We start from the raw sequence: 20,888 nt of genomic DNA, 5'->3' as shown, positions 1-20,888 counted from the left end.
AAAAATCCAGGAATGGAGAACCCAGCTTGAACACGGCACAACGCATTCGGGGTATTCTGGCAGGATCAGCCGGGAGCCTGCTCGAATATTTTGACTGGTATGTTTATTCTTCCTTCACCATCTACTTTGCCCATGCTTTTTTTCCACATGGCAACCCAACAGCCGAACTGCTTAATGCGGCAGCCGTATTTGCCGTTGGCTTTTTTATGCGCCCCATTGGCGGGTGGCTGCTGGGCATGGCGGCAGACCGGTACGGGCGGCGCAGGGCGCTAACCTTTTCTGTTCTGGCCATGTGTTGTGGGTCTCTGGCCATAGCCCTGTGCCCCACATACGAGCAGATCGGGGTTGTAGCCCCGCTTGTTCTGGTACTGGCACGACTGGTACAGGGGCTAAGCCTTGGTGGGGAATACGGCGCGTCAGCCACCTATCTGGCTGAAGTTTCCACCCCGCAGCACCGGGGATTCTGGTCGGGATTTTTGTATGTCACGCTGGTGATGGGGCAACTGCTGGCCCTGTGCGTGCTGCTGCTCATGCAATACGTGTTTTTAACACCACAGCAGATTGCAAGCTGGGGCTGGCGCATTCCCTTCCTGATCGGGGCATTGGGGGCCGTTCTGGTGTTCTGGCTCCGCCGCCAGATGGTGGAGAGCGAAAGCTTTGAAAACACAGATAACAGGCAGGCCAAAGGGGGCATACGCGTTATGCTGGCCCATTGGCCATCCGTGTTGCGGGTCTGCGGGCTGACCCTTGGCGGAACAGTCGCTTTTTACACCTACACCATTTACATGCAGAAATATCTTGCCAATTCCCTTGGTTTTTCCAAGGAAACAGCCACTCTTATTTCTGCTGCCAGCCTGTTCGTGTTTGCCGCCATGCAGCCTGCGTTTGGCGCGGTATCTGACCGGATCGGACGCAAGCCCCTGCTCCTGTTTTTTGGCATCGGAGCAAGCCTTGGCACCGTACCGCTGCTAAATGCCCTCTCCCACGCCACATCGGGCTGGGTTGCATTCGGGTTGATTGTTGCTGCCCTGTTTATGGCCTCGGGGTACACCTCCATCAACGCCATTGTTAAAGCCGAGCTTTTCCCCACCCGCGTGCGCGCATTGGGGGTGGCGCTGCCTTATGCGCTTACCGTGTCCATTTTTGGCGGCACAACCGAGTATATTGCCCTGTGGTGCAAGCATGTTGGCCATGAAGGCTGGTTTGCCTGGTATGTTTCCGCCTGTGCGCTGGTCACCCTTGCAACCGCATCAACCTTAAAAAAAAACAGCACGATAACGGAAAACACGCCCTGACCCTACACCTGCATTATTCAACAAAAGGACAGGGAACAGCCTTCAATTTGCCACAAGCATATTGATATTTAAGGGAGAATAAAAATACGGAGCAGCCTGACATCCTGCTCCATGGAGGCACGTTTGATGCGCCGCATAACACAATTTCTGATGGCCATACCCGTTGTTGCGGGCCTTGGTCTGGCAGCACTGCCTGGCGCGCAGGCCCAGCCCGGACGCTGGGGTGGTGGTGGCCCGGGCTGGGGTGGTCCCGGCTGGGGTGGCCGGGGCGGACCGGGATGGGAGTACCATCACCATCACCATGGCGATGGCTGCGCAATTGCTGGCGCACTCATTGGTGGTCTGGCAGTTGGAGCCCTTGCCGGTGCCGCCATGAGCGATGGCCCGCGCGGCTATGCCTATGGTTACAGCTATGCTCCGCCGCCGCCGCCGCCGCCGCCTCCACCACCCGTCTATATGGTGCCCGTAGCGCCTATGGGACCACCTCCGGGGTATTACTACGCCGCTCCCGGTGGCTATTACCCCGGCTGGTAAAGCCCTGCCTTTCCGGGTAGTTACGGCAGACCTGCTCAAAAAAAAGCGGCAGGCACCGCTCAGGCAGCATCACCCAGTGCCTGCGCCTGAGCGAGTACCGCGTCCACATGACCGCTGACTTTTACCTTGGGCCAGATAGAGGCAATATTGCCTCTGGCATCGATCAGGAATGTTGCGCGCTCTATGCCCATATAAATCCGGCCATACATGGATTTCTCCACCCACACGCCGTAAGCCTCGGTGACATGCCCGGCCTCATCCGATGCCAGAGGAAAGGTCAGGTTGTATTTGGCTGCGAATGCTTCCAGCTTTTTAACCGGATCGCGTGAGACACCAATAACGCTCAGACCGGCCTGTTCAAAAGCCTGCAAGGCTTCGTTAAATCCGCAGGCTTCCTTGGTGCAGCCGGGCGTATCTGCCTTGGGGTAAAAATACAGTACAAATGGCTTGCCCTTAAGCGCCGCACTATCCACCGTGCGCCCACCAGTTGCCGCCATGCTGAACGCCGGAGCTTTATCCCCGACCCTGAGCGCCTGATTTTTTTCCATAACCGTAAACTCCTTTCATCATGTGTTCCGGGGTAGCCCGCTCTTAGTTCTCTGGCCGCTCGGCTGGCGCCATAGGAGAAACAGGACCAACCAGCCGTTCAAAACAGGCCCGCACATCGCGCGCCAGCAGGTTGCTCCGCTCCATCAGTTCGGGCAAGGTCCGGGCCTTCATGTTCCTGAGCAGGATATTCAGGGCTGCGGGGGCCATATCCGTTTCCAGCTCCCGTGGCGGAACGGGGCCACATAGCAAACGCAGCAGAGCCTGCAAACGCCGCCAGAAAAAATCAGCCTGCCTGAGCAGTCTTGCGTCTGCCGTACCCAGCACCCCGCACCGTTCAAGCCGCCCAAGCGCCAGCCGGGTAGATGGACTGCGGGCCATGGGATTGGCGGCAACAAGCTGAAAAATCTGCGCAATAAACTCCACTTCCATAAGCCCTCCTGCCCGCCGCTTGATATCCCATATGGAACTGGCAGGCAGGTCGCGGGCCAGACGTTCACGCATGGTGCGGGCATCATCCAGCAAAGTGGCGCGTCTGGGGGGCATGGAGCGAATACTCCCATCCAGCACCCGCTCCAGGTCCTGCGTAAGCGCGCGCCGCAGGGCCTGCGGAGCCGCCACAATGCGCGCGCGCGTAAGGGCCATACATTCCCACGTCCATGCGGCTTCCGTATGGTAACGCAAAAACGCCGTGCGCGGGACAGCAACCGGCCCCGCAGCTCCGGATGGGCGCAGGCGCATATCTACCGCATACAGCGGGCCTTCCGGCCCCGGTGCGGTCAATGCAGCAATAAAGGCGTGGGCAAGGCGGGTGTAATACTGCCCCACGGCAACGCTACGAGGGCGTGAGAAGGCTGCTCCCTGCCCGGCGTTACGGCTTTTGGCAGAAATCTGGCTGGCCTGAATATCCTCCGGGTGGTCAAACACCATCAGCAGGTCAAGGTCGGAGCCGGGCATCATCTCGCGCGAGCCAGCCTTGCCCATGGCAATCACTGCCATGCCTCCACTTGGCACACGACCATAGCGGCGCACATGGTCACGCTCCACGGCCTGCTTGATCACGGTCATGATTGTATCAGCCAGCAAGGTGCGCTCGCGCTCGGCGTCATCCTCGCTCATCCGCCCTTCCAGCAGTGCAACAGACAGGCGGAACTCCTCGCCGCGAAGCAACGGGCGCAGGGTGGTCAGCAGTTCCTCCACATCAGCCACTTCCCCGGCCAGCGTCTTCAGACGGGCCACCACATTACGCCCTTCCTCCGGCTCGGGGGCCAGCAGCCCTTCCAGCGCGGAGGGTTTGTCCGCCAGATGATCGGCCAGAAAAGCCGAAGCATCAAAAATGCTGGCAATACGGTCAATCAGTTCAGGGTTACGCTCAAAGAGCGAGAGCAGTTGCACCCCTGCATGCTGGCGTGCCAGCAGGGCATCAAACCTGCGCAGGCAGGCCAGCGGGTTACCACGCTGGCCAAAATTGTTCAGCAGGGCGGGGAGTAACGCACGCAACAGGGCATGTGCCCGTTCCGAGCGCAGGGCACGCAGGCCGTTGCCACTCCACCGACCCAGAACCTGCGCCGCCTCCACCAGCTGGGCTTGAGGAAAACCATATTTTTCCAGCAGTTCGGCCACCTGCCCCTCTTCGGGGCCGGGCATGAGCACACTGCCTGCCTCCATACCGTTCTGCGCGGGCTGGATAATAAAGTGTCGCTCAAAAATCCGCCGTGCCTCACGCATACGCGGAAGCATATCCAGCGCCAGAGCCTCCCCATCGGGATAGTTCATGAAGATGGCGAAGGCATCAAACCCTTCCACCGTCTCGGGCAGGCTGTGGGTCTGGTGGTCGGCACGCATTTGCAGGCGGTGTTCGGCATCGCGCAAAAAGCGGTAGGTCCGGGCCAGCACCTCTGCTTCGGTCCGGGGCAGCCTGCCCGAGCCCACCAGTTTTTTGAGCGCGCCAAAGGTTGTTTTATCCCGCAGTCCGGGCTCACGCCCGCCCCAGACCAGTTGCATGGCCTGCGCAATAAATTCAATTTCGCGTATGCCGCCCTGCCCCAGCTTGAGGTTATGGCCCAAAAGCCACGCCCGGCTGGCAGCGGGGTCCGCCAGAACAGAATCGGGAAGCTGCGCCATATCCGTCCGCCCCGCCTTGCGGTAGCGGTCTATGCGGGCCTTCATGTCATGGATGTCATCGATCAGGGCGAAGTCGAGGTGCCTGCGCCAGATAAATGGCCTGATAGCCGCCAGAAAACGCCGCCCCAGCGTGAGGTCCCCCGCCACTGCGCGCGCCTTGATCATGGCGGCGCGCTCCCATGTCTGGCCCAGACTCTCATAATACAGCGTGGCAGCCTGCACGGTAACAGCTGGCGGTGTAGAGGATGGGTCTGGCCTGAGCCGCAAATCGGTACGAAAAACGTAGCCATTCGCATCGCGCGCTTCCATCAGACTAACAAGATCGCTAGTCATACGCACAAATACACGTCGCACCGCGTCTGACTGAGAATACGTTGTGGGGTCGTACAACACTATCAGATCGATGTCGGATGAAAAATTCAGTTCACGCGCGCCCAGCTTGCCCATGGCCAGCACAACCAGCCCACAACCCGAAGTGGGGTTTTCGGGATCTGGCAGATCAAGCTGCCCGGCCTGACTGGCGTGCCACAGCATATGTTTGAGCGCAATTTCCAGCGCGGTTTCAGCCAGCCGGCTGAGGGTGTGCGTCACTTCTTCCAGCGACCAGGCACCACCAAGGTCTGCAATGGCGCAAATAAAAGCTATACGCTTTTTGGCATGACGAAGGAACGCCGCGACATACTCTCGCCCCGATGTGGCGTCAAACTGTGCGCATGTCGCAAATGCATCGAGCACACAGCTATCCGGCCCCTTATCCAACAGAGCCGCAAAGGCTTGAATATCCTCCCGTGCCAGATCGGACAGGTATGGGCTGTTCCCGCCAAGGCACAACATCAATTCACGCGCACCGGGCAGCGCCATGACCGATGCCGCAACACCGTTCCGACTGGCCAGTTCCAGCATATCCTCAACAAACACTGTGGCCCTGTGCCTGTCCGCCGGGGCGGGCCAGTCTGCATCCGGCCAGGTCCGCGGGCCTTGCCTGCGGGTCTGTCTTACGTCACGGAAGAGAGAATGATCTGCCTGCGTCATGATATGGCCCGTACTGTGAACCATAAAGGCTTGCTGCGTTGACTCCAAACGGTCAAGATACCTCCTCCCCCTCAGGAACAAAAATTCCGCGAGCGCTGGCTATTGGTGCGTGCGTTCTGATGGCCGTCCCTTTTGTGGGGCTGGGTATGTTGCTGGGCGTCATGGCGTTTGGCCCACTTGATATTACCCCTGTGGTGCGGCCTTTCCTGCCCATCACGATTATCAAGGGTGAACGCGCCCACCCGCCAGCAGTCAGCCTGCGGCTTGGCCATGCCGAACTCCGCTGGAACAGCCTGCGTGATGGCATGGGTGCGCCCATCACAGTTGTACTTGAAGACCTGCAATTTATTGCGCCAGGCAACACCCACCCCAACACCGTACGCGAAGCAGACGTAACGCTCGACCCGCTGGCCCTGCTGCACGGCAGCATAAAACTGCGCACCATCAACATCAAAGGGCTACGCCTTGCCCTGCGCCGCTCCCATAATGGCAGCGTGGAATTTGATTTTGACCTGCCCTCCACCCCCTCTACCCACCAGAACAACATACTGGAAACCTACGGGCTGGAACACGCGCGCATCGAAGATGCCACCATCAGCATGGATGACCAGTTGACCGGCACACACTGGCTGGCCTCCGATATTGGTGTGGACCTGCGCCTGCACACAATAGGGCGGGCCACGGGAGTGACCGGGTCTGCCCGGCTCGGCATAGCGCCCCAGAACGACCCCAATACCAGACTGATCCTGACCGCATACGGCGCACCAGCCGACAATGGCAGGCAGATTGTCTGGCACCTGAGCACCAATACGCTCAACCCCGCCAGCTTTGCCCCCCTGCACCCCGAGCTGACCAGAATAGACCTACCCATAAGCGTGACTGCGGATACGTATTTTACATCTGCGGCAAAAACGCCATGGATGGTGCCCAATGCGCTGAAACTGACAGCCTCCATGGGCACGGGGCATGTGGAAGCAGGCGGCACACATTATGAGGTGGACCACGGTACAGCGGACGTGTTCGTACTGCTCAACCAGAGCAGGGCACAGTCCGTACCGGCCCAGATTATCCTTCCCTCCGTGCATCTGCTGTTGCGTAACCCCAGTGCGCCTGATGATGCGGCACGCGCGCTAAGTGTAAACCTGAGTGGCTTCCTGAACACATCGGACCTTATGCAGCCCAAAGGCATAGAGGCCAGACTAAGTGCGACCATTCCCCATGTCTCGTTTGAAGACCTGACTTATTACTGGCCCAGCCTCGCTGCCAAGGGTGGCAAAAAATGGGTGACCGAGAACATCACCACCGGCACGGCCACCAACCTTGTCACCATAGCCGAACTGGGCAGCAGCCACGGCTGGAGCGAATTAACGCTGACCGGCATACAAGGCGGAATTGACGCAACGGGCCTGACCATTCACTGGCTGCGCCCCATTACGCCCCTGCAGGGGCTGGATGCCCGGCTGGACATCGTCAGCCCGGACAAGCTGAGCATTCACTTCGACCACGGCTACCAGCTTGTGGACCGGACAGGCAAAAACGTCGACCAGACCGGCACAGGCCGGATTGAGGCCGGGCCGGGCAGCATGGATATTGTGGGCCTGACCCAAAAAGATCAGACCGGCATTATAGAAACCGACCTGCGCGGGTCTTTGCAGGACGTCATTGCCCTGCTGGCCGAGCCCCGGCTGCGCCTGCTCTCGCGCCATCCGCTCGACCTGACCCGTCCGCGTGGTACCGCCGCCCTGCATCTGGGCTTAAGCCTGCCGCTGATCAGCCGCGTTACCATTAACGACATGACCATCCAGAGCCATGCGGATGTCACGCATGCCTCCATTGGCAATGTTGTTGCCGGGCGTGATGTGACCAATGCCCGCTTTGGGCTGGACGTGACCACAGACGGGCTGGCCCTTGCCGGGCACGGTGTTATTGGCGGCCTGCCTTCCGATCTGACATACAACATGGACTTCCGCTCCCTTCCGCCAGATGCGGTGGCGGAAAAAGCCCATCTGACCTCCCGCATAACGCCTGACACGGCTCTGGCTGCGGGCATTGCCACGGGCGACCACTTTGCGGGCAGCGCAGACCTTGCCGTGGACTACCAGAAACTGGCCAACCATCTAGGCACTGTCGGCCTTGATCTGGACCTTGGTCGCGCGGATATCCGCATTCCCATGTGGCACAAAACAGCCGGGGAGGCAGCGCAGGCCTCCGTCACCCTGAATCTGGACCGGGGTCAGATTACCAATGTGGACCACCTTCAGGCCTCCGGTCCGGATATGAGCGTGCTCGGCAAGGCGCAGCTACGGCCCGGACGCGCACCTGAACTGATTATTTCATCCTTCAGGATCGCGCGTTCCAGCGGTCATGCCCGGCTGGTGCTCCCCCAGAAGCAGTCCGGCAACATGATCCATGTTGGCGTTTATGCAGACACGCTCGACCTTTCCCCGCTCATGAGCCATGATGAGCACGAACAGAGCACGCCCGAAGCAAAAAAACCCGCCAACTACCATGTGCCAGAAGCCGCAACTGGCAAGCTGCATGGCCCCCGCGGCACCGCATGGGCCATTGATCTGACAGCCAACCAGCTCTGGTACAGCAAGAACAGGCAGCCCCTGCGCACCGTACAGGCCTATTTTGAAGATAATGGCCTACGGTTGGAAAAAATGAACTTTACCATGCGCGGGCCTGTGCCTGCCAGCATGACACTGACCCCCACAGGGGCCAACCGCACCCTGCACGCCCATATTCCTGATATGGGAGCGTTTCTGGCAGCCTTTGGCATTCTGCCCGATGTCAAAGGTGGGCAGGCCGTACTGGATGGCACGTTTGATGATGCCGAACCCGCCGCCCCCTTCAGCGGCAAGCTGAACGTTACGCCCTTTACGCTCAAAAAAGCGCCAACCTCCCTTCAGGTCGCGCGCAATATTTCACTCTACGGCTGGCTCAATGCCCAGAACGCCAATGATTTTCTGGTCACGCACTTCAATATGCCTGTTACGTTTGAAGATGGTTTGCTGGAAATCCATGACGCCACAACCGGCAACGGTGCTCTGGGGGCCACACTGGAAGGCAGGGTCAACCTTGACCATAACAGCATAGACCTGCACGGCACCGTGGTCCCCATTTTTGCCGTGAACACCCTGCCGGGCAAACTGCCGGGTATTGGCAAACTGTTCAGCCCGGAAAAAAACGGGGGGCTGCTGGCAGTCACCTTTGGGATCACGGGCAAGCTGGAAGACCCGACCCTGCACATCAACCCCTATTCCATTTTCCTGCCTGGCGCACTGCGCGAAATGTTCTGACCCAGGGCAATGCGCCCCCACACGGTACAGGCCCGTGCGGGGGCGTGACAGTCTGACACCAGACCTCCGCTAGGGCGCATGCCTTTGGGATGGCAGGTCCGATGCCGCATCACGCGAGGCAGACATATCCACCCCATCCCCTGTATTGGGCAGATCTGCGTCACTTTCCCGCAAAAAAACGGGGTCCTGCACCGTTCGGTTGATGGAAAGACGCAGCGCACCGGAATGCACCAGATCACGCAGGGAAGTATCTTCATCCTCCATGCCTGTATCCAGCCCATTACCGCTGACTTCGCCTACCGCATGCAAAACAAGCCCGTTATGGGGGCGCACCTTCTCTTCCAGCCAGTGACGGGTATGGGAGACAACGCTGGACGCATCCGCCGCCATGCAGGGCTGCATGTGGGTCAGGGTAATGGTTTCGGTTGTCACAACCGCCTGTGCCTGAAGCGCGCCCCCGTCGGGTCCGGACCGGCCTGTATCCGCCGTGGCAAACACAGTGCCGGAGGGCACCACAACCAGTGTTTGTGGCTGCTGGGCCGCCTGCGCCGTGATGCAGACCGTGGTTGGCCCATCCACCGCCTGAGCCTGCACGGCGTCATACCTCTGCCCAAAGGCTGCGCATAGCGCACACAGCAATGCTATGCGGCCATAGGTTGCGTTGTACATTCCATCCCTTTCCTGCCCCGTCTCACCAATGGCCACGCATGGTGTGCACTACGGGTGTGCTGGTGCCTCCTGCTGCAAACCGGGGGGGATAACAAACAGGCTATCGGGTTGGGCCACACGCCGCACACTGAGCGCGCGCACCGTGATCTGCCCACCCTGCGCGACCTGAAGCAGCACTCCATCTGCCGTGTAGCAGGCATCTGTTAGGTGACCATCCGTATCTTTCGTGCGCCATAGTGTGCACTGCTCACCCGCCACAACGGAACTCCCCAATCGTGCATAGGAGCCGACCATTGCGGGCTGCCCCGGAGGAGTCAGCTGCTGCGTGCCCGGCACAGGCATGGTACTGTCTTTTTTGCGCCCCAGGTCCACGACACTCAGGGTTCTGTCACGCCATGAGGTGATCATGAACACGGAGGAGTTATCCGGGTCCAGCCGCTGGCGCAGGGTTGCAACCTGCCAGCGCATGCGTTGGCGGGTGCTGACATCCCCCTGCGGGGAAGCAAGTTCGTACTCCACGTCCACATCCACGGAAGGGGTAATGGCCGGAGCTTCCGCTGGCGGGTCACCTGCCGTGGGGGGCTGCACTGCTGCGGGGGCTTCCTGTGCCACGGCAGCCTGCTGCGCATATGCCTGCATGCTGGACATGCCCGCCAAAACCAGCCCGAAAGCCGCAAAAGCAAGGGGAATACGCGACACTATGATGCAACGCACAGCCATTACCGGACTTCTCCCTCAGGGTTGGGGCTGGTTACTGGCAGACCGGTTGCGGGACCAACGCCTGTTGCAGGCGTTTCAGTCTGGGTTGCATCGGAATGGGGGGAATGGGGTGTGACTTCCAAAAAGCCCTGTGGCGGCTCAAAGGCACTGACAGGCACATTCTCGTACGCCACCTTCATGGCGCGCAGGCTTCCATTGAGCCCATCCACATCCACACCATCCTGCCGGAGTATAAACCCGTCATCCGTAACGCAGGCCAACGCCTTGCCCTGAGCAGAAACCGCCTGCCATATGGTGCAGGGCTGGCCTGCCACCACATCGCTCCCGGTTTTGGTGAACTGCATGGACATATCGAGCAGGAATGGATTGCGTATGCCCTCCTGCTGCACAAGCCGGGTATAGATACGGCGGTCGTTGATAATCACCAGCACTTCCTGCGCGGCACGGTTGATGATCACCGCACCACGGCTGGTATCCCCTTCCATGCTGGTCATGTAGTTAATCCGCATCAGCCCGCCATCGCCCGAATACAGCACCTGCACATGACGGCTTGCAACGGGTGTATCCGCTTTAACGCCCGCTTTGATATCCTGCTCGGTCGGACGGGGCTGGAAAACATAGTCGATCACCGCATCGCGCCCCGGTGTCAGGCGTGGGTGATCGGTGGCCTGCTGGGCATGCAGGGGAGAAGTAACAATGGCAGACATGGCCAAAACACCAAAGGCACACAGGCCGGATACACGCAGGCTGCGTTTGCAGGCCGGTAAAAATCTGTCTGTCACCTAAGTCCATCTCCATATTTTTTGCGACCAGCACTTTTTTTGGGCGCGCGGTTACCACAACTGACTTGCAAGTACATGGCTGCGTCACATACTGCGTATTTCCGCTTCCAGCATATCGGGGGCAAGCGTATCGGACCAGCAGGGTTGCATGCATACGGCACGCTCAAGCTGCTGTTTGTAGTCTGCCGCAGGTATTTCCACCCCGCCAAACCGGGCAAGATGCTCTGTGCCGAACTGCGTATCAAGCAGTATAAAACCGTTCAGGCGCATACGGGCGACCAGATGGACAAGAGCGACCTTGGAGGCATCGCTTACCCGGCTGAACATGCTCTCTCCAAAAAACACGCCCCCCAGCGCGACCCCATACAGCCCGCCCACCAGTTCCCCTTCCATGCGACATTCCACACTATGGCCAAAACCCATGGTGTGAAGCGCACAGAACAACTGGTAAATACGGCTGTTGATCCATGTGCTCTCCCGCCCACTGGCGGGGGCCGCACACCCGCGCATGACGGCGGGAAAATCCCGGTCCACGCAGACCTCAAACCGGCCGGACAGAACCGTACGGCGCAAACGCCGGGGGACATGGAAACCCTCCAGCGGCAAAATACCGCGTGGATCAGGGTCATACCAGCTTAGCGCCGGGTCATCCTCCCCTTCTGCCATGGGGAATAACCCGGCCGCATAGGCCCCCAGCATTACTTCGGGGGTCAGACCATCAGGCATGCCGGATATGCTCCATGTTTTTGCACCACCTCCACCCCATGGGCAACCGGCTTGCTCCATACCCGTTATCAGCATCAGGTGTCTTGCGGTATAATGCACCCGTGGCACTCTGTTAGCGTGTGCGCCAGAATAAACACATCCCAGCCCGCCCCACCATGCTGCATCATGGAGATTTTTGTGACATCTCACTCCCCGCGCCTGATCCGCTCCACCCGCCTGCTGGACGCAGTGGAAGAGCGTATCCACCGTGAATTCGATGCCCCTCCCGCGCCAGGACATGCCCTGAGCACCGCTGAACTGCTGACTCTGGCCCATGCCTACCAGCCCTTTGCCGTGCTGGTTACGCATACATCCCCGCTTAAAGGGGCGGATATCGCCGCCCTGCCAGAGAGTGTTAAACTGGTGGCAACGGTAAGCGTCGGGCTGGACCATCTGGATGTTCCCGCTTTGCTGGCGCGCGATATTGCGGTTTCCAACACCCCCGATGTGCTGACCGACTGCAACGCTGATCTGGCGATCATGCTCATTCTGGCCGCCAGCCGCAGGGCTGCCGAATATTACACGCTCATGAAGGCCGGATGGGGGCACGCACTGGGCATGGGGGACATGCTGGGCCTCCGTGTCAGTGGCAAGCGGCTGGGTATTGTGGGCATGGGCCGCATTGGGCAGGCTGTCGCCCGGCGCGCCCGCGGGTTTGACATGTCCATTCTCTACCATAACCGGCGGCGGCTGGACGCGGCGGAGGAAGCAGGCGCAACCTACTTTGACACGCTCGAAGACATGCTGCCCCACTGCGATATTCTCAGCCTGCACATGCCCGGCTCCACAACGGCGCCGCCTCTTATAAACACCCGCACGCTTGGGCTGCTGCCGCGCGGGAGTGTGCTCGTCAACGCCGCACGTGGCTCCCTGATTGATGAAGACGCGCTGATTGCCGCCCTGCGGTCCGGCCAGCTTTTTGCCGCCGGGCTTGATGTCTTCCATAACGAGCCCAACCCGAACCCGGCCCTGCTGGCCCTGCCCAACCTGTTCATGACCCCCCATGCAGGCAGCGCCACGGTAGAAACCCGGACCGCCATGGGCATGCTCGCCCTTGATAATGTCCGCGCCATGGTGGAAGGCAAACCCCTGCCTTCTGGTGTCAGTGCATGAAACGGGTGCATAAAACAGCACGATACGAAGGAACAACCCCATGACCATGCGCGTCTTCTGCGTTCTTGCTACCGGCATCTGTGCCGTGCTCTGGTACCCGGCTTTTCATTATCAGGGCACGCTACAGGTTCTGGGGATCAGCTTTCTGGGCATGGCCGTGATTGCGACCTTTATAGAACGCTCCGGACCTTCTGCTCCGGTTAAAAAATAACCCAATAAAAAAGCAGGCCCGCGTGATGCGGTCCTGCTTTTTTCTCTACCTGAGGTCTGGCTTCAGGGTTAGAGCTTTTCGCGCCCTTCAAGGCTGTCACGCAGGGCCAGAGCGGTGTCACGCACCACAGGGCCGTGCTCACGCTCCAGCCTGCGAATGGTAAAATGCGCACGGGCAAGCGCGCGGTAATGGTTGAAAAACGCGGTATTGAGCGAGGCACCACACAGCGCCCCGGCCACAGGCATAAGCTGGACAGAAATTTTTTGCCCAAGAGCCAGACCATAATGCGAGGCCACTTCGGCAATCAGCATCACAACCGGGCGACCACGCAGCACTGCGCGGGCGGAAAAATAACCCAGTTCGCTCTCTTCCCCATTCCGCCGGTTGGGAAAAGCCTTGAGCGCGAATACTTCCAGACAGGCACGCCGGGCATCCGGGTTGCTCATGTCCTCGCCTTCCTCGCGGGCAATACGGGCGATTTCACGCATGATGGTCAGGGTTGTAAACCCGATATCGGGCGCCAGACCGGCCAGACCCGCAAAACCACCCACAGCCCCCGATACGGCCACAGCCGCCTGAAGGCCGGATGTGCGCCAGCGCGAGTCTTCCATAGCGCTGTCTGCCGGGCCTTTCATGCCCATTACGGCCACATCAAACGCACGGGTAATGGCGGTTTCGGCCAACCCACGCAGCTTCTGCTCCATGTTGGGGGCCATACCCAGACCACGCATGCCCAGACGTGCGGCATGGCCGACAGCCCCGCCCATAAGGTCCGCCAGACGCACCAGAACGCCACGCCCGGACTCAACTGCGATCAGGGCTGTTTCCAACTCGCCCAGGTCGCGGCCACTCAGGGCTAGCGGAGTCAGGGCGTTGCCTGCTGTTTCCTTCATGCTCATACGTGCCTTTCCTGTCTGCTACCTGCCTCATTTACAGCAAATGCGACAACCGACGCTGCCAGAGCGCCGTATGCTCTCTATTCTGGCCGATCATAACAGGCTGATCGTATGAAAAACAGATGAGCTGTTGCAACGCGCCCCCTGCGCCAACGCAAACAGCGTTGTAAGCGTTGCTTTAAGCCCTTACACATGCATGAAGAATCTGGCTTAACGCTGCACCGCTTTTAAGGAGTTTTCCTCATGGCTGGTCTTTTCCGTCTTTTTCATTCCCGTGCAAACGCCCCCGGACCCGCCCGCATTCTGGGCCGTCTGGGTTGCACGGCCGCTGTGCTTGCCCTGACCGCGTGCGCCACACCGGACCAGCAGACATACAACATGGCTCTGACAGATGCCCGCACGGACTCAAGCCTGTGCCAGTCCATCCGTTACTACCCACTTCTGGCACAGGCATGGCAGAAAGCGCACATGAGCGGCGATGAAGACATGCAGAACGCCTCTGCCCCACCAGATGGCAATCCGCCAAATATCAAGGTCACGGCCTCCACCGCCGTGCCGGATGTAAGCTTTCCGCCCTATTTCCAGCGGGCCTGCCGCATGACCGTTCAGGCAGGCAACCATGCGCCCGAAAGCGGGTTCATGACCGTGGCCTACTTCATGCACAACGGCAAAGTGGATACCTCGCTTGTCAAATGGAACTCCGATGCCGAGGTCTCCCGGTATTATGACGAACTGAAGGCCAAGATCAGCAGCGGTGTGGACATGAACAACCCCACGCTCAAGGCCTGCATGGCACACTATCCTGCCATGCAGGTAAACAGCACCGACCCTGCCATGCAGCAGGCGGCCGTCAGCCTGCGCGCGCTGCTTGTCCGCCACTGCCTTGCAGACCATGCAGCCCTTAAAAACCTGTATGCGGATATGTATTTCATTCACCGCTAGGCTTTAGCGCCCGCGCCTTACCCACCATGCCGGAACAACCCCTTGCACTGAGGTCGAAAAACCTCATCCTGCGCGGGGCAGACCCATTGTTTTCAGGATGACAGACTCCATGAAGTACCAAGCCATCGCCCCCGACTTTGCCGTAGCAGGCCAGATTACCCTGAGCGATATTCCCACACTCAAGGATGCCGGGTTCAAAACCGTTATCTGCAACCGCCCCGATGGTGAGGAAGCTGGCCAGCCCACGGCTGAAAGCATTGGCGAGGCCGTGCGCGCGGCGGGGCTGACCTTTATTGCCATTCCCATGGCCGCAGGCGTACCCCCTACGTCTGACGTGGTGATTGAAACACAGGAAGTGCTGAACACGCTGCCTGGGCCATACTTTGCCTATTGCCGCTCCGGCAACCGGGCCGCTCAGGCATGGATGCAGGCCACACAGGGGTAAGCCCGGCTGCAACGACGCATCAATGACAAAGGCCGTCCGATTGGGCGACCTTTGTCACAATAATTTGATGGCAGTGGCAGCCGGTCCGTTTCAGCCCGGTTCCTGCCACTCTCCCATCTGGCACAGAACCTGCCAGTGCTCCGCCGAAACCGGGCAGACAGACAGGCGGGACTGACGGACCAGCGCCAGTTCCTCCAGCCCCGGCTCCGCCTTGATCCGGGCAAGCGTAACCGGCGCTGGCATGGGGCCTACCGCCTGAACATCCACACACACCCAGGCCCCGCTTTCGGCCGTAGGGTCGGGGTAGGCGGCACGCACCACCTCCACCACCCCGACAATCGCGCGCTGCACGTTGGAATGATAAAAAAAGGCCCTGTCCCCCACCTGCATGGCGGCAAGGTTTTTTTTGGCCTGATGATTCCGAACTCCGGTCCATGGCTCTACATGATTTGCAACCTGCTCGTCCCAGCCGAACGCGTCAGGCTCGCTCTTTACCAGCCAGAATGCCATGTTATTCCGCCAGTTGCCCATCACGGAAAACCGTGCGCAGCGGGCGCACGATCACGCTCTCAAACAGGTCCACCTTGGCGTAGGGATCGGCTGCGGCAAAACCTTCGGCACTGGCGCGGTCCTCGGCTTCAAGCAGGATCAGGCTGCCGCAGGGTTTGCCGTCCGAATCAAGCTGCGGACCACCAAACTGGATTGCCGCCTTATTCAGCTCCAGAAAGGCCAGATGCTGCGCGCGGGTAGCCATGCGCAGAGCGAGCGAGCCGGGGCGATCCGTACAGATAATGGCAAACAACATGCCTTATTTTCCTTCTGTTGTGTCTTGCGGGCATGGTCGCCCATGAAGAACTGCATCGTGTCAGAACGCTTATAATGCTATAAAGGAGACAACAGCAGTCCCACTTTGAGACATATCGCCCCCCACGGGCAAGGATATCCCCTTGCCCATAAACCAGACAGACGGAGCGAACCAACTTTTGAGCGCCTCACCGACCCTAGTCGCGCGTACTGGCAGTTTTTTCCACCGTTACGCCAACCCCGGCCGGTTTCTCAAGCTGGGCGCACGCCTTCAGCCCTGGCTGACCTGGTCAGCCATTGCCTTCACCCTTGCGGGCCTTGGCTGGGGGTTATTCTACTCCCCTGCCGACTGGCAGCAGGGGGATTCCGTACGCATCATGTATGTGCATGTGCCCGCAGCCATGCTGGCGTCCGCTGGATATGCCGGGCTTGCTGCCTGTGGTCTGCTCTCACTCGTCTGGCGTCATCCGCTGGCGGATCTGGCCGCTGTGGAAATTGGCCCCGTTGGCGCGTGCATTACCGCCCTGTGTCTGGCTACAGGCTCCATCTGGGGCAAACCCATGTGGGGCACATGGTGGGTGTGGGATGCACGCCTGACCTCCGTGCTGGTCCTGTTTTTTCTCTATCTCGGGCATATCGCCCTTATCCGCGCGTTTGATGACCCGCAGCGCGGTTACCGTGCCGCGGCCATTCTGGCACTGGCCGGAGCCGTGGACCTGCCGATCATCAAGTTCAGCGTGCAGTGGTGGAATACTCTGCACCAGCCCGACAGCATTACCATAACGGGCGCGCCCACCATGTCGGCCTCCATGCTGTGGCCGCTTGCTCTTTCCACCATCGGGTTCTCGCTGGGTTTTGCGGCTCTTGTGGTGGCCCGCACCCGTGCCGCCGTTATGGAAAGCCGCATCCGTGCCCTGCTCTCTTCCCCCCGCCGGAGTGGAGGCGCGGCATGACCCACCTACCCTATATTATTGCCAGCTACGGGCTGGCCGCCATTATGGCGCTTGTCCTCTCCATTGGTGCGGCTCTCCGGCTCAAACGCGACCGGGCCAGACTGGCCGCACTGGAGCAGACCCATAACCACAACGCAGGAACACACCGTACTCCATGACCCGCAAGACACGTCGCCTATGGCTAGTCCTTGCCTGCGTTGCCTGCCTTGGCACCGCGGCCGCCCTTATCCTGCGGGCTTTTTCTTCCGACATTGTTTTCTTTGTCACCCCCTCCCAGGTCGAAGCCTCGCCCCCGCCAGCGGATCGCACGGTCAAGCTGGGCGGCATGGTTGTGGCAGGCTCGGTCAAACGTGAAAAACACGGAGAAACTCCGGTCGCCACCTTTGCCGTCACCGATGGTCAGGCCGCCGTAACCGTGCATTACGAAGGGATTTTGCCCGACCTGTTCCGCGAAGGACAAAGTGTGGTCGCCATTGGCACGGTCCAGCCGTCGCACGGATTTGTGGCCAGCGAAGTGCTTGCCAAGCATGATGAGACCTATATGCCCAAGGAAGTAGCCGAAGCCCTTAAAAAATCCGGCAAATGGGATCCCCGCTTTGGCCCGCCCCCCAGTGCGGCAAGCTGGAACAGCATGACCATACAGGACGCCAGCAAGACCCTTTCCGCCCCCGCCGCGGCACACTGAACAGCCTGAACAAAGAAGACGGGAGCCTCCCCCCAGATATGTTAAGCCCCGAACTTGGACATTACGCCCTAGCACTAGCCTGTGTACTGGCTGCCGCGCAGGGTCTTATCCCCCTTATTGGCGCCTCCCGGCGCGATGCGCGGCTTATGGCGCTGGCTCCCGGCCTTGCCATCGGGCAGATGATTGCCCTTGGCGTTTCCTTTCTCAGCCTGATTTATGCAGCGGTTACGGACGATTTTTCGGTCCAGAACATTGCGGAAAACAGCGCGGTTTCCAAACCCCTGCTCTACAAAATAACCGGCGTATGGGGGAACCACGAAGGCTCCATTCTGCTCTGGGCGCTTATTCTGGGCCTGTGCGGAGCAGCGGTGGCGGCCTTTGGACGGAACCTGCCCTCCGCCCTGCGCGCGCGCGTTATTGCCGTGCTTGGCCTTGTGGCCACGGGGTTTGAACTGTTCTGCCTGACCACATCGGACCCGTTTGCCCGCATCTGGCCCGCCCCCATGGACGGACAGGGCATGAACCCCCTGTTACAGGACCCCGGTCTGGCTTTTCATCCACCCATTTTGTACACAGGTTACGTAGGCTTTGCCGTACCTTTTGCCTTCGCCATTGCAGCCCTGATCGAAGGCCGGGTGGATGCAGCATGGGGCCGCTGGGTACGGCCATGGGCTGTAGCCGCATGGTGCTTTCTGACCTGCGGCATCGCCATGGGCTCCTGGTGGTCCTATTATGTGCTGGGCTGGGGCGGCTACTGGTTCTGGGACCCGGTGGAAAACGCCTCTCTCATTCCATGGCTGACCGGCACAGCCCTCATCCACTCCGCCATTGTGGTGGAAAAGCGCGAAGCCCTTAAAATCTGGACTGTGCTGCTGGCCATTGCCACCTTCTCGTTCTCGCTGTCGGGGACGTTTCTGGTGCGTTCGGGCATTCTCAACTCCGTGCACGCCTTTGCAAACGACCCTGCACGCGGAGTGTTCATTCTGGGCCTGCTGGGCGTTGTTATTGGCGGCTCGCTTGCCCTGTTCGCCTACCGCGCCCCAACCCTGACCGCTGGCGGGCTGTTTGCCCCCATCTCGCGCGAGGGCGCGTTGGTGCTCAACAACATTCTGTTGTGTTCCCTGTGCGCGGTGGTGCTGACAGGCACCATGTACCCCCCCTTTATGTCCTTGCTGTTTGACCGCACCATTTCGGTTGGCAAACCGTTTTTTGATGCAACGACCATTCCGCTGGCACTCCCCCTGTTTATTTTCATGGGGTTTGGTCCCATGCTCCCGTGGAAGCGTGCACAGCTCTGGCCCGTGCTGCAAAAGCTGTGGCTTGCCGCCATTGTGGCGGCGCTGGCCTGCGCGGTTGCCGTATTTGAACTGTCTGGCTTGCTGGCCATCCTGTGCGCTGCGGCGGCACTATGGGTTATTGCGGCAAGCGTGACCGATCTGGCAGAGCGCACAAGGCTGTTCCGCGCGCCTGTTGCCACATCCATCCAGCGCGCACGCATGCTGCCTCGCGCCATTATTGGTACCGCCATTGCCCATGCGGGCGTGGGTATTACCGTGCTTGGTCTTGCGGCCATGTCTCAGGCACAGCACAAGATTGTGGAAGTGCCTATCGGCACCACCGAACAACTGGCCGGATATGACTGGACACTCAAAGCCGTGAAGCAGGAGCCCGGCCCCAACTACACGGCCATGGTCGCCACACTGGAAGTCCGTCGCAATGGCAGGCTGGTTACAGTCATGCGCCCATCCAAACGCAGCTTTAACAGCCAGAACCAGACCACAACGGATGTCGCCATCCACACCAACATGCTGGCAGACCTGTACGGCGTTCTGGGCGACAGGCATGGCCCGGACACCAACCCGACCTATGTGCTGCGCCTGCACTACAACCCGCTGGCACCATGGATGTGGCTGGGTGCACTGATCATGGCGTTCGGGGGCGCGCTCTCCCTTTCTGACCGGCGTATGCGCATTGGCGCACCACAGCGGGCCAAACCCACCCCCGCAAGCTCGAGCGTATCATGACCACACCTTCGGATAACCTGACCCGCCGCCGCCTGCTTATGGCCCTGCCACTGGCCGGGGCCGGTGTTGCCGGTGTCGCCTTCTGGAAAATGCTGGATGGCATGGAGCATGGCTCCTTCAACCCGCATGACATCAATGCCCCCGTGCTGGACCGGCCCGTGCCAGACTTTACCCTGGCCCCGCTCCCCCCGGCGGAAGGGTTTACAACACAGAATCTGCAACAGCTTGACAAACCGGTGCTGGTGAATTTTTTTGCATCCTGGTGCATTCCCTGCCTTGCGGAAATGCCAACTCTTATGACCCTCAAAGACAAGCTGACCATGTGGGGCATTGCCTACAAGGACAAGCCCGAGAACACCGCCAGTTTTTTGCGCCATTCCGGCAACCCTTTTACCCGTCTGGGTGACGACCATACCGGCCGGGCCGGGATTGAATGGGGTATTTCCGGGGTGCCGGAAACTTTTCTGGTGGGAGCAGGGGGTATTATCCGCTGGCACACGGCAGCCCCTCTTACGGACCAGACCATCAACAAGGTCCTGCTGCCACTGGTACAAAGACTGCAAACACCATGACCATACGCCGCAAACTGGCAGCCCTTGTGGCTGGCCTGCTCCTTATGGCAACACCGGCTCTGGTGCTGGCTGTGGATGACCCGTCCGAAATGCTGGCCAACCCGCAGCAGGAGGCCCGCGCCCAAGCCATTGGCGCACAACTGCGCTGCCTTGTATGCCAGAATGAATCAATAGAAGACAGCAGCGCCGGTCTGGCACGCGACCTGCGCCGCGTTGTGCGCGAGCATGTGGCCAAAGGCGAGAACAACCAGCAGGTCATGGACTGGATGGTAAGCCGTTATGGCAATTTTATCCGGCTGAAACCTGCTTTTTCTCCGGGAACACTCCTGCTTTGGGCCATGCCGGTTCTGGCTCTGCTCGGGGGAATCCTTACGGCTTTTCTGTTCTACCGCCGCAGGGCCGCAGCACCGCCCCCGCCCCCCCTGACCGAAGATGAAAAGGCCCGTCTGGCCAGACTGACAAAGGACTGAGAGC

Annotated in this window: 22 protein-coding genes; 13 read left to right on the top strand and 9 right to left on the bottom strand. The window is 60.0% G+C overall.

The window, feature by feature from the left end; genetic code table 11:
- Window positions 1–26: 26 nt before the first annotated feature.
- Complete coding sequence (locus tag PY793_RS01350) at window positions 27–1,295, top strand: MFS transporter (protein ID WP_275176340.1); 1,269 nt, start codon at window positions 27–29, stop codon at window positions 1,293–1,295.
- A 126-nt stretch (window positions 1,296–1,421) separates the two neighbouring features.
- Entirely contained in the window at window positions 1,422–1,829 is a 408-nt protein-coding gene (locus PY793_RS01345) for a hypothetical protein (RefSeq protein ID WP_275176339.1), read from the top strand.
- Window positions 1,830–1,888: 59 nt separating this feature from the next.
- On the opposite strand, the gene bcp is transcribed toward PY793_RS01345, so the two are convergent.
- Both bcp and PY793_RS01335 read right to left on the bottom strand, forming a co-directional pair.
- Window positions 1,889–2,377, bottom strand: coding sequence for a thioredoxin-dependent thiol peroxidase (bcp, locus tag PY793_RS01340; protein ID WP_275176338.1), 489 nt, complete (start codon window positions 2,375–2,377; stop codon window positions 1,889–1,891).
- 43 nt (window positions 2,378–2,420) lie between these two features.
- Complete coding sequence (locus PY793_RS01335; protein ID WP_275176337.1) at window positions 2,421–5,531, bottom strand: bifunctional [glutamine synthetase] adenylyltransferase/[glutamine synthetase]-adenylyl-L-tyrosine phosphorylase; 3,111 nt, start codon at window positions 5,529–5,531, stop codon at window positions 2,421–2,423.
- Between the two features lie 119 nt (window positions 5,532–5,650).
- On the opposite strand from PY793_RS01335, the gene PY793_RS01330 reads away from it, so the two are divergent.
- On the top strand, window positions 5,651–8,833 hold the full coding sequence (locus tag PY793_RS01330) for an AsmA-like C-terminal region-containing protein (RefSeq protein ID WP_275176336.1): 3,183 nt from the start codon (window positions 5,651–5,653) through the stop codon (window positions 8,831–8,833).
- A gap of 69 nt (window positions 8,834–8,902) precedes the next feature.
- Here the strand turns inward: PY793_RS01330 and PY793_RS01325 are convergent, their stop codons facing one another.
- From PY793_RS01325 to aat, 4 genes are all read right to left on the bottom strand, one after another.
- Window positions 8,903–9,502 carry a hypothetical protein gene (locus PY793_RS01325; RefSeq protein WP_275176335.1) on the bottom strand — a complete coding sequence of 200 codons (600 nt, stop codon included), beginning with the start codon at window positions 9,500–9,502 and terminating at the stop codon, window positions 8,903–8,905.
- Between the two features lie 48 nt (window positions 9,503–9,550).
- Window positions 9,551–10,222, bottom strand: coding sequence for a hypothetical protein (locus PY793_RS01320; protein ID WP_275176334.1), 672 nt, complete (start codon window positions 10,220–10,222; stop codon window positions 9,551–9,553).
- Window positions 10,222–11,004, bottom strand: coding sequence for a DUF4412 domain-containing protein (locus tag PY793_RS01315; protein ID WP_275176333.1), 783 nt, complete (start codon window positions 11,002–11,004; stop codon window positions 10,222–10,224). The genes PY793_RS01320 and PY793_RS01315 overlap by 1 nt, the downstream gene beginning before the upstream one ends.
- An 84-nt stretch (window positions 11,005–11,088) precedes the next feature.
- Complete coding sequence (gene aat / locus PY793_RS01310) at window positions 11,089–11,730, bottom strand: leucyl/phenylalanyl-tRNA--protein transferase (RefSeq protein ID WP_275176332.1); 642 nt, start codon at window positions 11,728–11,730, stop codon at window positions 11,089–11,091.
- A gap of 165 nt (window positions 11,731–11,895) precedes the next feature.
- Between aat and PY793_RS01305 the strand changes: the two genes are divergently transcribed.
- Both PY793_RS01305 and PY793_RS01300 read left to right on the top strand, forming a co-directional pair.
- The gene (locus PY793_RS01305; RefSeq protein ID WP_408744642.1) at window positions 11,896–12,882 is read left to right on the top strand and encodes a 2-hydroxyacid dehydrogenase; all 987 of its coding nucleotides are present in this window, start codon (window positions 11,896–11,898) and stop codon (window positions 12,880–12,882) included.
- A 40-nt stretch (window positions 12,883–12,922) separates the two neighbouring features.
- A complete protein-coding gene (locus tag PY793_RS01300) occupies window positions 12,923–13,093 on the top strand; it encodes a hypothetical protein (RefSeq protein WP_275176330.1) in 171 nt (56 codons plus the stop codon).
- Window positions 13,094–13,161: 68 nt separating this feature from the next.
- Here PY793_RS01300 and PY793_RS01295 read toward each other — a convergent pair whose 3' ends face one another.
- The gene (locus tag PY793_RS01295) at window positions 13,162–13,986 is read right to left on the bottom strand and encodes an EcsC family protein (RefSeq protein WP_275176674.1); all 825 of its coding nucleotides are present in this window, start codon (window positions 13,984–13,986) and stop codon (window positions 13,162–13,164) included.
- Between the two features lie 246 nt (window positions 13,987–14,232).
- On the opposite strand from PY793_RS01295, the gene PY793_RS01290 reads away from it, so the two are divergent.
- On the top strand, window positions 14,233–14,931 hold the full coding sequence (locus PY793_RS01290) for a hypothetical protein (protein ID WP_275176329.1): 699 nt from the start codon (window positions 14,233–14,235) through the stop codon (window positions 14,929–14,931).
- Between the two features lie 109 nt (window positions 14,932–15,040).
- A complete protein-coding gene (locus PY793_RS01285; RefSeq protein WP_275176328.1) occupies window positions 15,041–15,376 on the top strand; it encodes a protein tyrosine phosphatase family protein in 336 nt (111 codons plus the stop codon).
- 90 nt (window positions 15,377–15,466) lie between these two features.
- Here PY793_RS01285 and PY793_RS01280 read toward each other — a convergent pair whose 3' ends face one another.
- Window positions 15,467–15,886 carry an EVE domain-containing protein gene (locus PY793_RS01280; RefSeq protein WP_275176327.1) on the bottom strand — a complete coding sequence of 140 codons (420 nt, stop codon included), beginning with the start codon at window positions 15,884–15,886 and terminating at the stop codon, window positions 15,467–15,469.
- A 1-nt stretch (window position 15,887) separates the two neighbouring features.
- A complete protein-coding gene (locus PY793_RS01275; RefSeq protein ID WP_275176326.1) occupies window positions 15,888–16,181 on the bottom strand; it encodes a YciI family protein in 294 nt (97 codons plus the stop codon).
- 178 nt (window positions 16,182–16,359) lie between these two features.
- Between PY793_RS01275 and PY793_RS01270 the strand changes: the two genes are divergently transcribed.
- Genes PY793_RS01270 through PY793_RS01245 form a run of 6 tightly spaced genes read left to right on the top strand, consistent with a single transcriptional unit; the run spans window position 16,360 to window position 20,884 of the window.
- Window positions 16,360–17,133 (top strand): heme ABC transporter permease, encoded by a 774-nt coding sequence (locus PY793_RS01270; RefSeq protein ID WP_275176325.1) that lies wholly within the window; start codon window positions 16,360–16,362, stop codon window positions 17,131–17,133.
- A complete protein-coding gene (locus PY793_RS01265; protein ID WP_275176324.1) occupies window positions 17,130–17,291 on the top strand; it encodes a heme exporter protein CcmD in 162 nt (53 codons plus the stop codon). Before PY793_RS01270 ends, PY793_RS01265 begins: the two co-directional genes overlap by 4 nt.
- Window positions 17,288–17,818: a cytochrome c maturation protein CcmE gene (ccmE, locus tag PY793_RS01260; protein ID WP_275176323.1), complete on the top strand. Its 531-nt coding sequence runs from the start codon at window positions 17,288–17,290 to the stop codon at window positions 17,816–17,818. Before PY793_RS01265 ends, ccmE begins: the two co-directional genes overlap by 4 nt.
- A 38-nt stretch (window positions 17,819–17,856) precedes the next feature.
- Window positions 17,857–19,842 carry a heme lyase CcmF/NrfE family subunit gene (locus tag PY793_RS01255; RefSeq protein WP_275176322.1) on the top strand — a complete coding sequence of 662 codons (1,986 nt, stop codon included), beginning with the start codon at window positions 17,857–17,859 and terminating at the stop codon, window positions 19,840–19,842.
- Window positions 19,839–20,414: a DsbE family thiol:disulfide interchange protein gene (locus PY793_RS01250; protein WP_275176321.1), complete on the top strand. Its 576-nt coding sequence runs from the start codon at window positions 19,839–19,841 to the stop codon at window positions 20,412–20,414. The genes PY793_RS01255 and PY793_RS01250 overlap by 4 nt, the downstream gene beginning before the upstream one ends.
- The gene (locus tag PY793_RS01245; RefSeq protein WP_275176320.1) at window positions 20,411–20,884 is read left to right on the top strand and encodes a cytochrome c-type biogenesis protein; all 474 of its coding nucleotides are present in this window, start codon (window positions 20,411–20,413) and stop codon (window positions 20,882–20,884) included. Before PY793_RS01250 ends, PY793_RS01245 begins: the two co-directional genes overlap by 4 nt.
- Window positions 20,885–20,888: the final 4 nt, after the last annotated feature.

The organism is Acetobacter fabarum, assembly GCF_029069195.1.
Lineage (GTDB): Bacteria > Pseudomonadota > Alphaproteobacteria > Acetobacterales > Acetobacteraceae > Acetobacter > Acetobacter fabarum_A.
The sequence above is the reverse complement of the archived record's forward strand: the minus strand, read 5'-3'. Positions and strand labels throughout refer to the sequence as shown.

Excerpts from the sequence above, each read along its gene's own strand:
- PY793_RS01345 (WP_275176339.1), top strand. The coding sequence starts at position 1,422 with ATGCGCCGCATAACACAATTTCTGATGGCCATACCCGTTGTTGCGGGC.
- bcp (WP_275176338.1), bottom strand. The coding sequence starts at position 2,377 with ATGGAAAAAAATCAGGCGCTCAGGGTCGGGGATAAAGCTCCGGCGTTC.
- PY793_RS01335 (WP_275176337.1), bottom strand. The coding sequence starts at position 5,531 with ATGACGCAGGCAGATCATTCTCTCTTCCGTGACGTAAGACAGACCCGC.
- PY793_RS01330 (WP_275176336.1), top strand. The coding sequence starts at position 5,651 with ATGGCCGTCCCTTTTGTGGGGCTGGGTATGTTGCTGGGCGTCATGGCG.
- PY793_RS01325 (WP_275176335.1), bottom strand. The coding sequence starts at position 9,502 with ATGTACAACGCAACCTATGGCCGCATAGCATTGCTGTGTGCGCTATGC.
- PY793_RS01320 (WP_275176334.1), bottom strand. The coding sequence starts at position 10,222 with ATGGCTGTGCGTTGCATCATAGTGTCGCGTATTCCCCTTGCTTTTGCG.
- aat (WP_275176332.1), bottom strand. The coding sequence starts at position 11,730 with ATGCCTGATGGTCTGACCCCCGAAGTAATGCTGGGGGCCTATGCGGCC.
- PY793_RS01305 (WP_408744642.1), top strand. The coding sequence starts at position 11,896 with ATGGAGATTTTTGTGACATCTCACTCCCCGCGCCTGATCCGCTCCACC.
- PY793_RS01300 (WP_275176330.1), top strand. The coding sequence starts at position 12,923 with ATGACCATGCGCGTCTTCTGCGTTCTTGCTACCGGCATCTGTGCCGTG.
- PY793_RS01295 (WP_275176674.1), bottom strand. The coding sequence starts at position 13,986 with ATGAAGGAAACAGCAGGCAACGCCCTGACTCCGCTAGCCCTGAGTGGC.
- PY793_RS01290 (WP_275176329.1), top strand. The coding sequence starts at position 14,233 with ATGGCTGGTCTTTTCCGTCTTTTTCATTCCCGTGCAAACGCCCCCGGA.
- PY793_RS01285 (WP_275176328.1), top strand. The coding sequence starts at position 15,041 with ATGAAGTACCAAGCCATCGCCCCCGACTTTGCCGTAGCAGGCCAGATT.
- PY793_RS01280 (WP_275176327.1), bottom strand. The coding sequence starts at position 15,886 with ATGGCATTCTGGCTGGTAAAGAGCGAGCCTGACGCGTTCGGCTGGGAC.
- PY793_RS01275 (WP_275176326.1), bottom strand. The coding sequence starts at position 16,181 with ATGTTGTTTGCCATTATCTGTACGGATCGCCCCGGCTCGCTCGCTCTG.
- PY793_RS01265 (WP_275176324.1), top strand. The coding sequence starts at position 17,130 with ATGACCCACCTACCCTATATTATTGCCAGCTACGGGCTGGCCGCCATT.
- ccmE (WP_275176323.1), top strand. The coding sequence starts at position 17,288 with ATGACCCGCAAGACACGTCGCCTATGGCTAGTCCTTGCCTGCGTTGCC.
- PY793_RS01255 (WP_275176322.1), top strand. The coding sequence starts at position 17,857 with ATGTTAAGCCCCGAACTTGGACATTACGCCCTAGCACTAGCCTGTGTA.
- PY793_RS01250 (WP_275176321.1), top strand. The coding sequence starts at position 19,839 with ATGACCACACCTTCGGATAACCTGACCCGCCGCCGCCTGCTTATGGCC.
- PY793_RS01245 (WP_275176320.1), top strand. The coding sequence starts at position 20,411 with ATGACCATACGCCGCAAACTGGCAGCCCTTGTGGCTGGCCTGCTCCTT.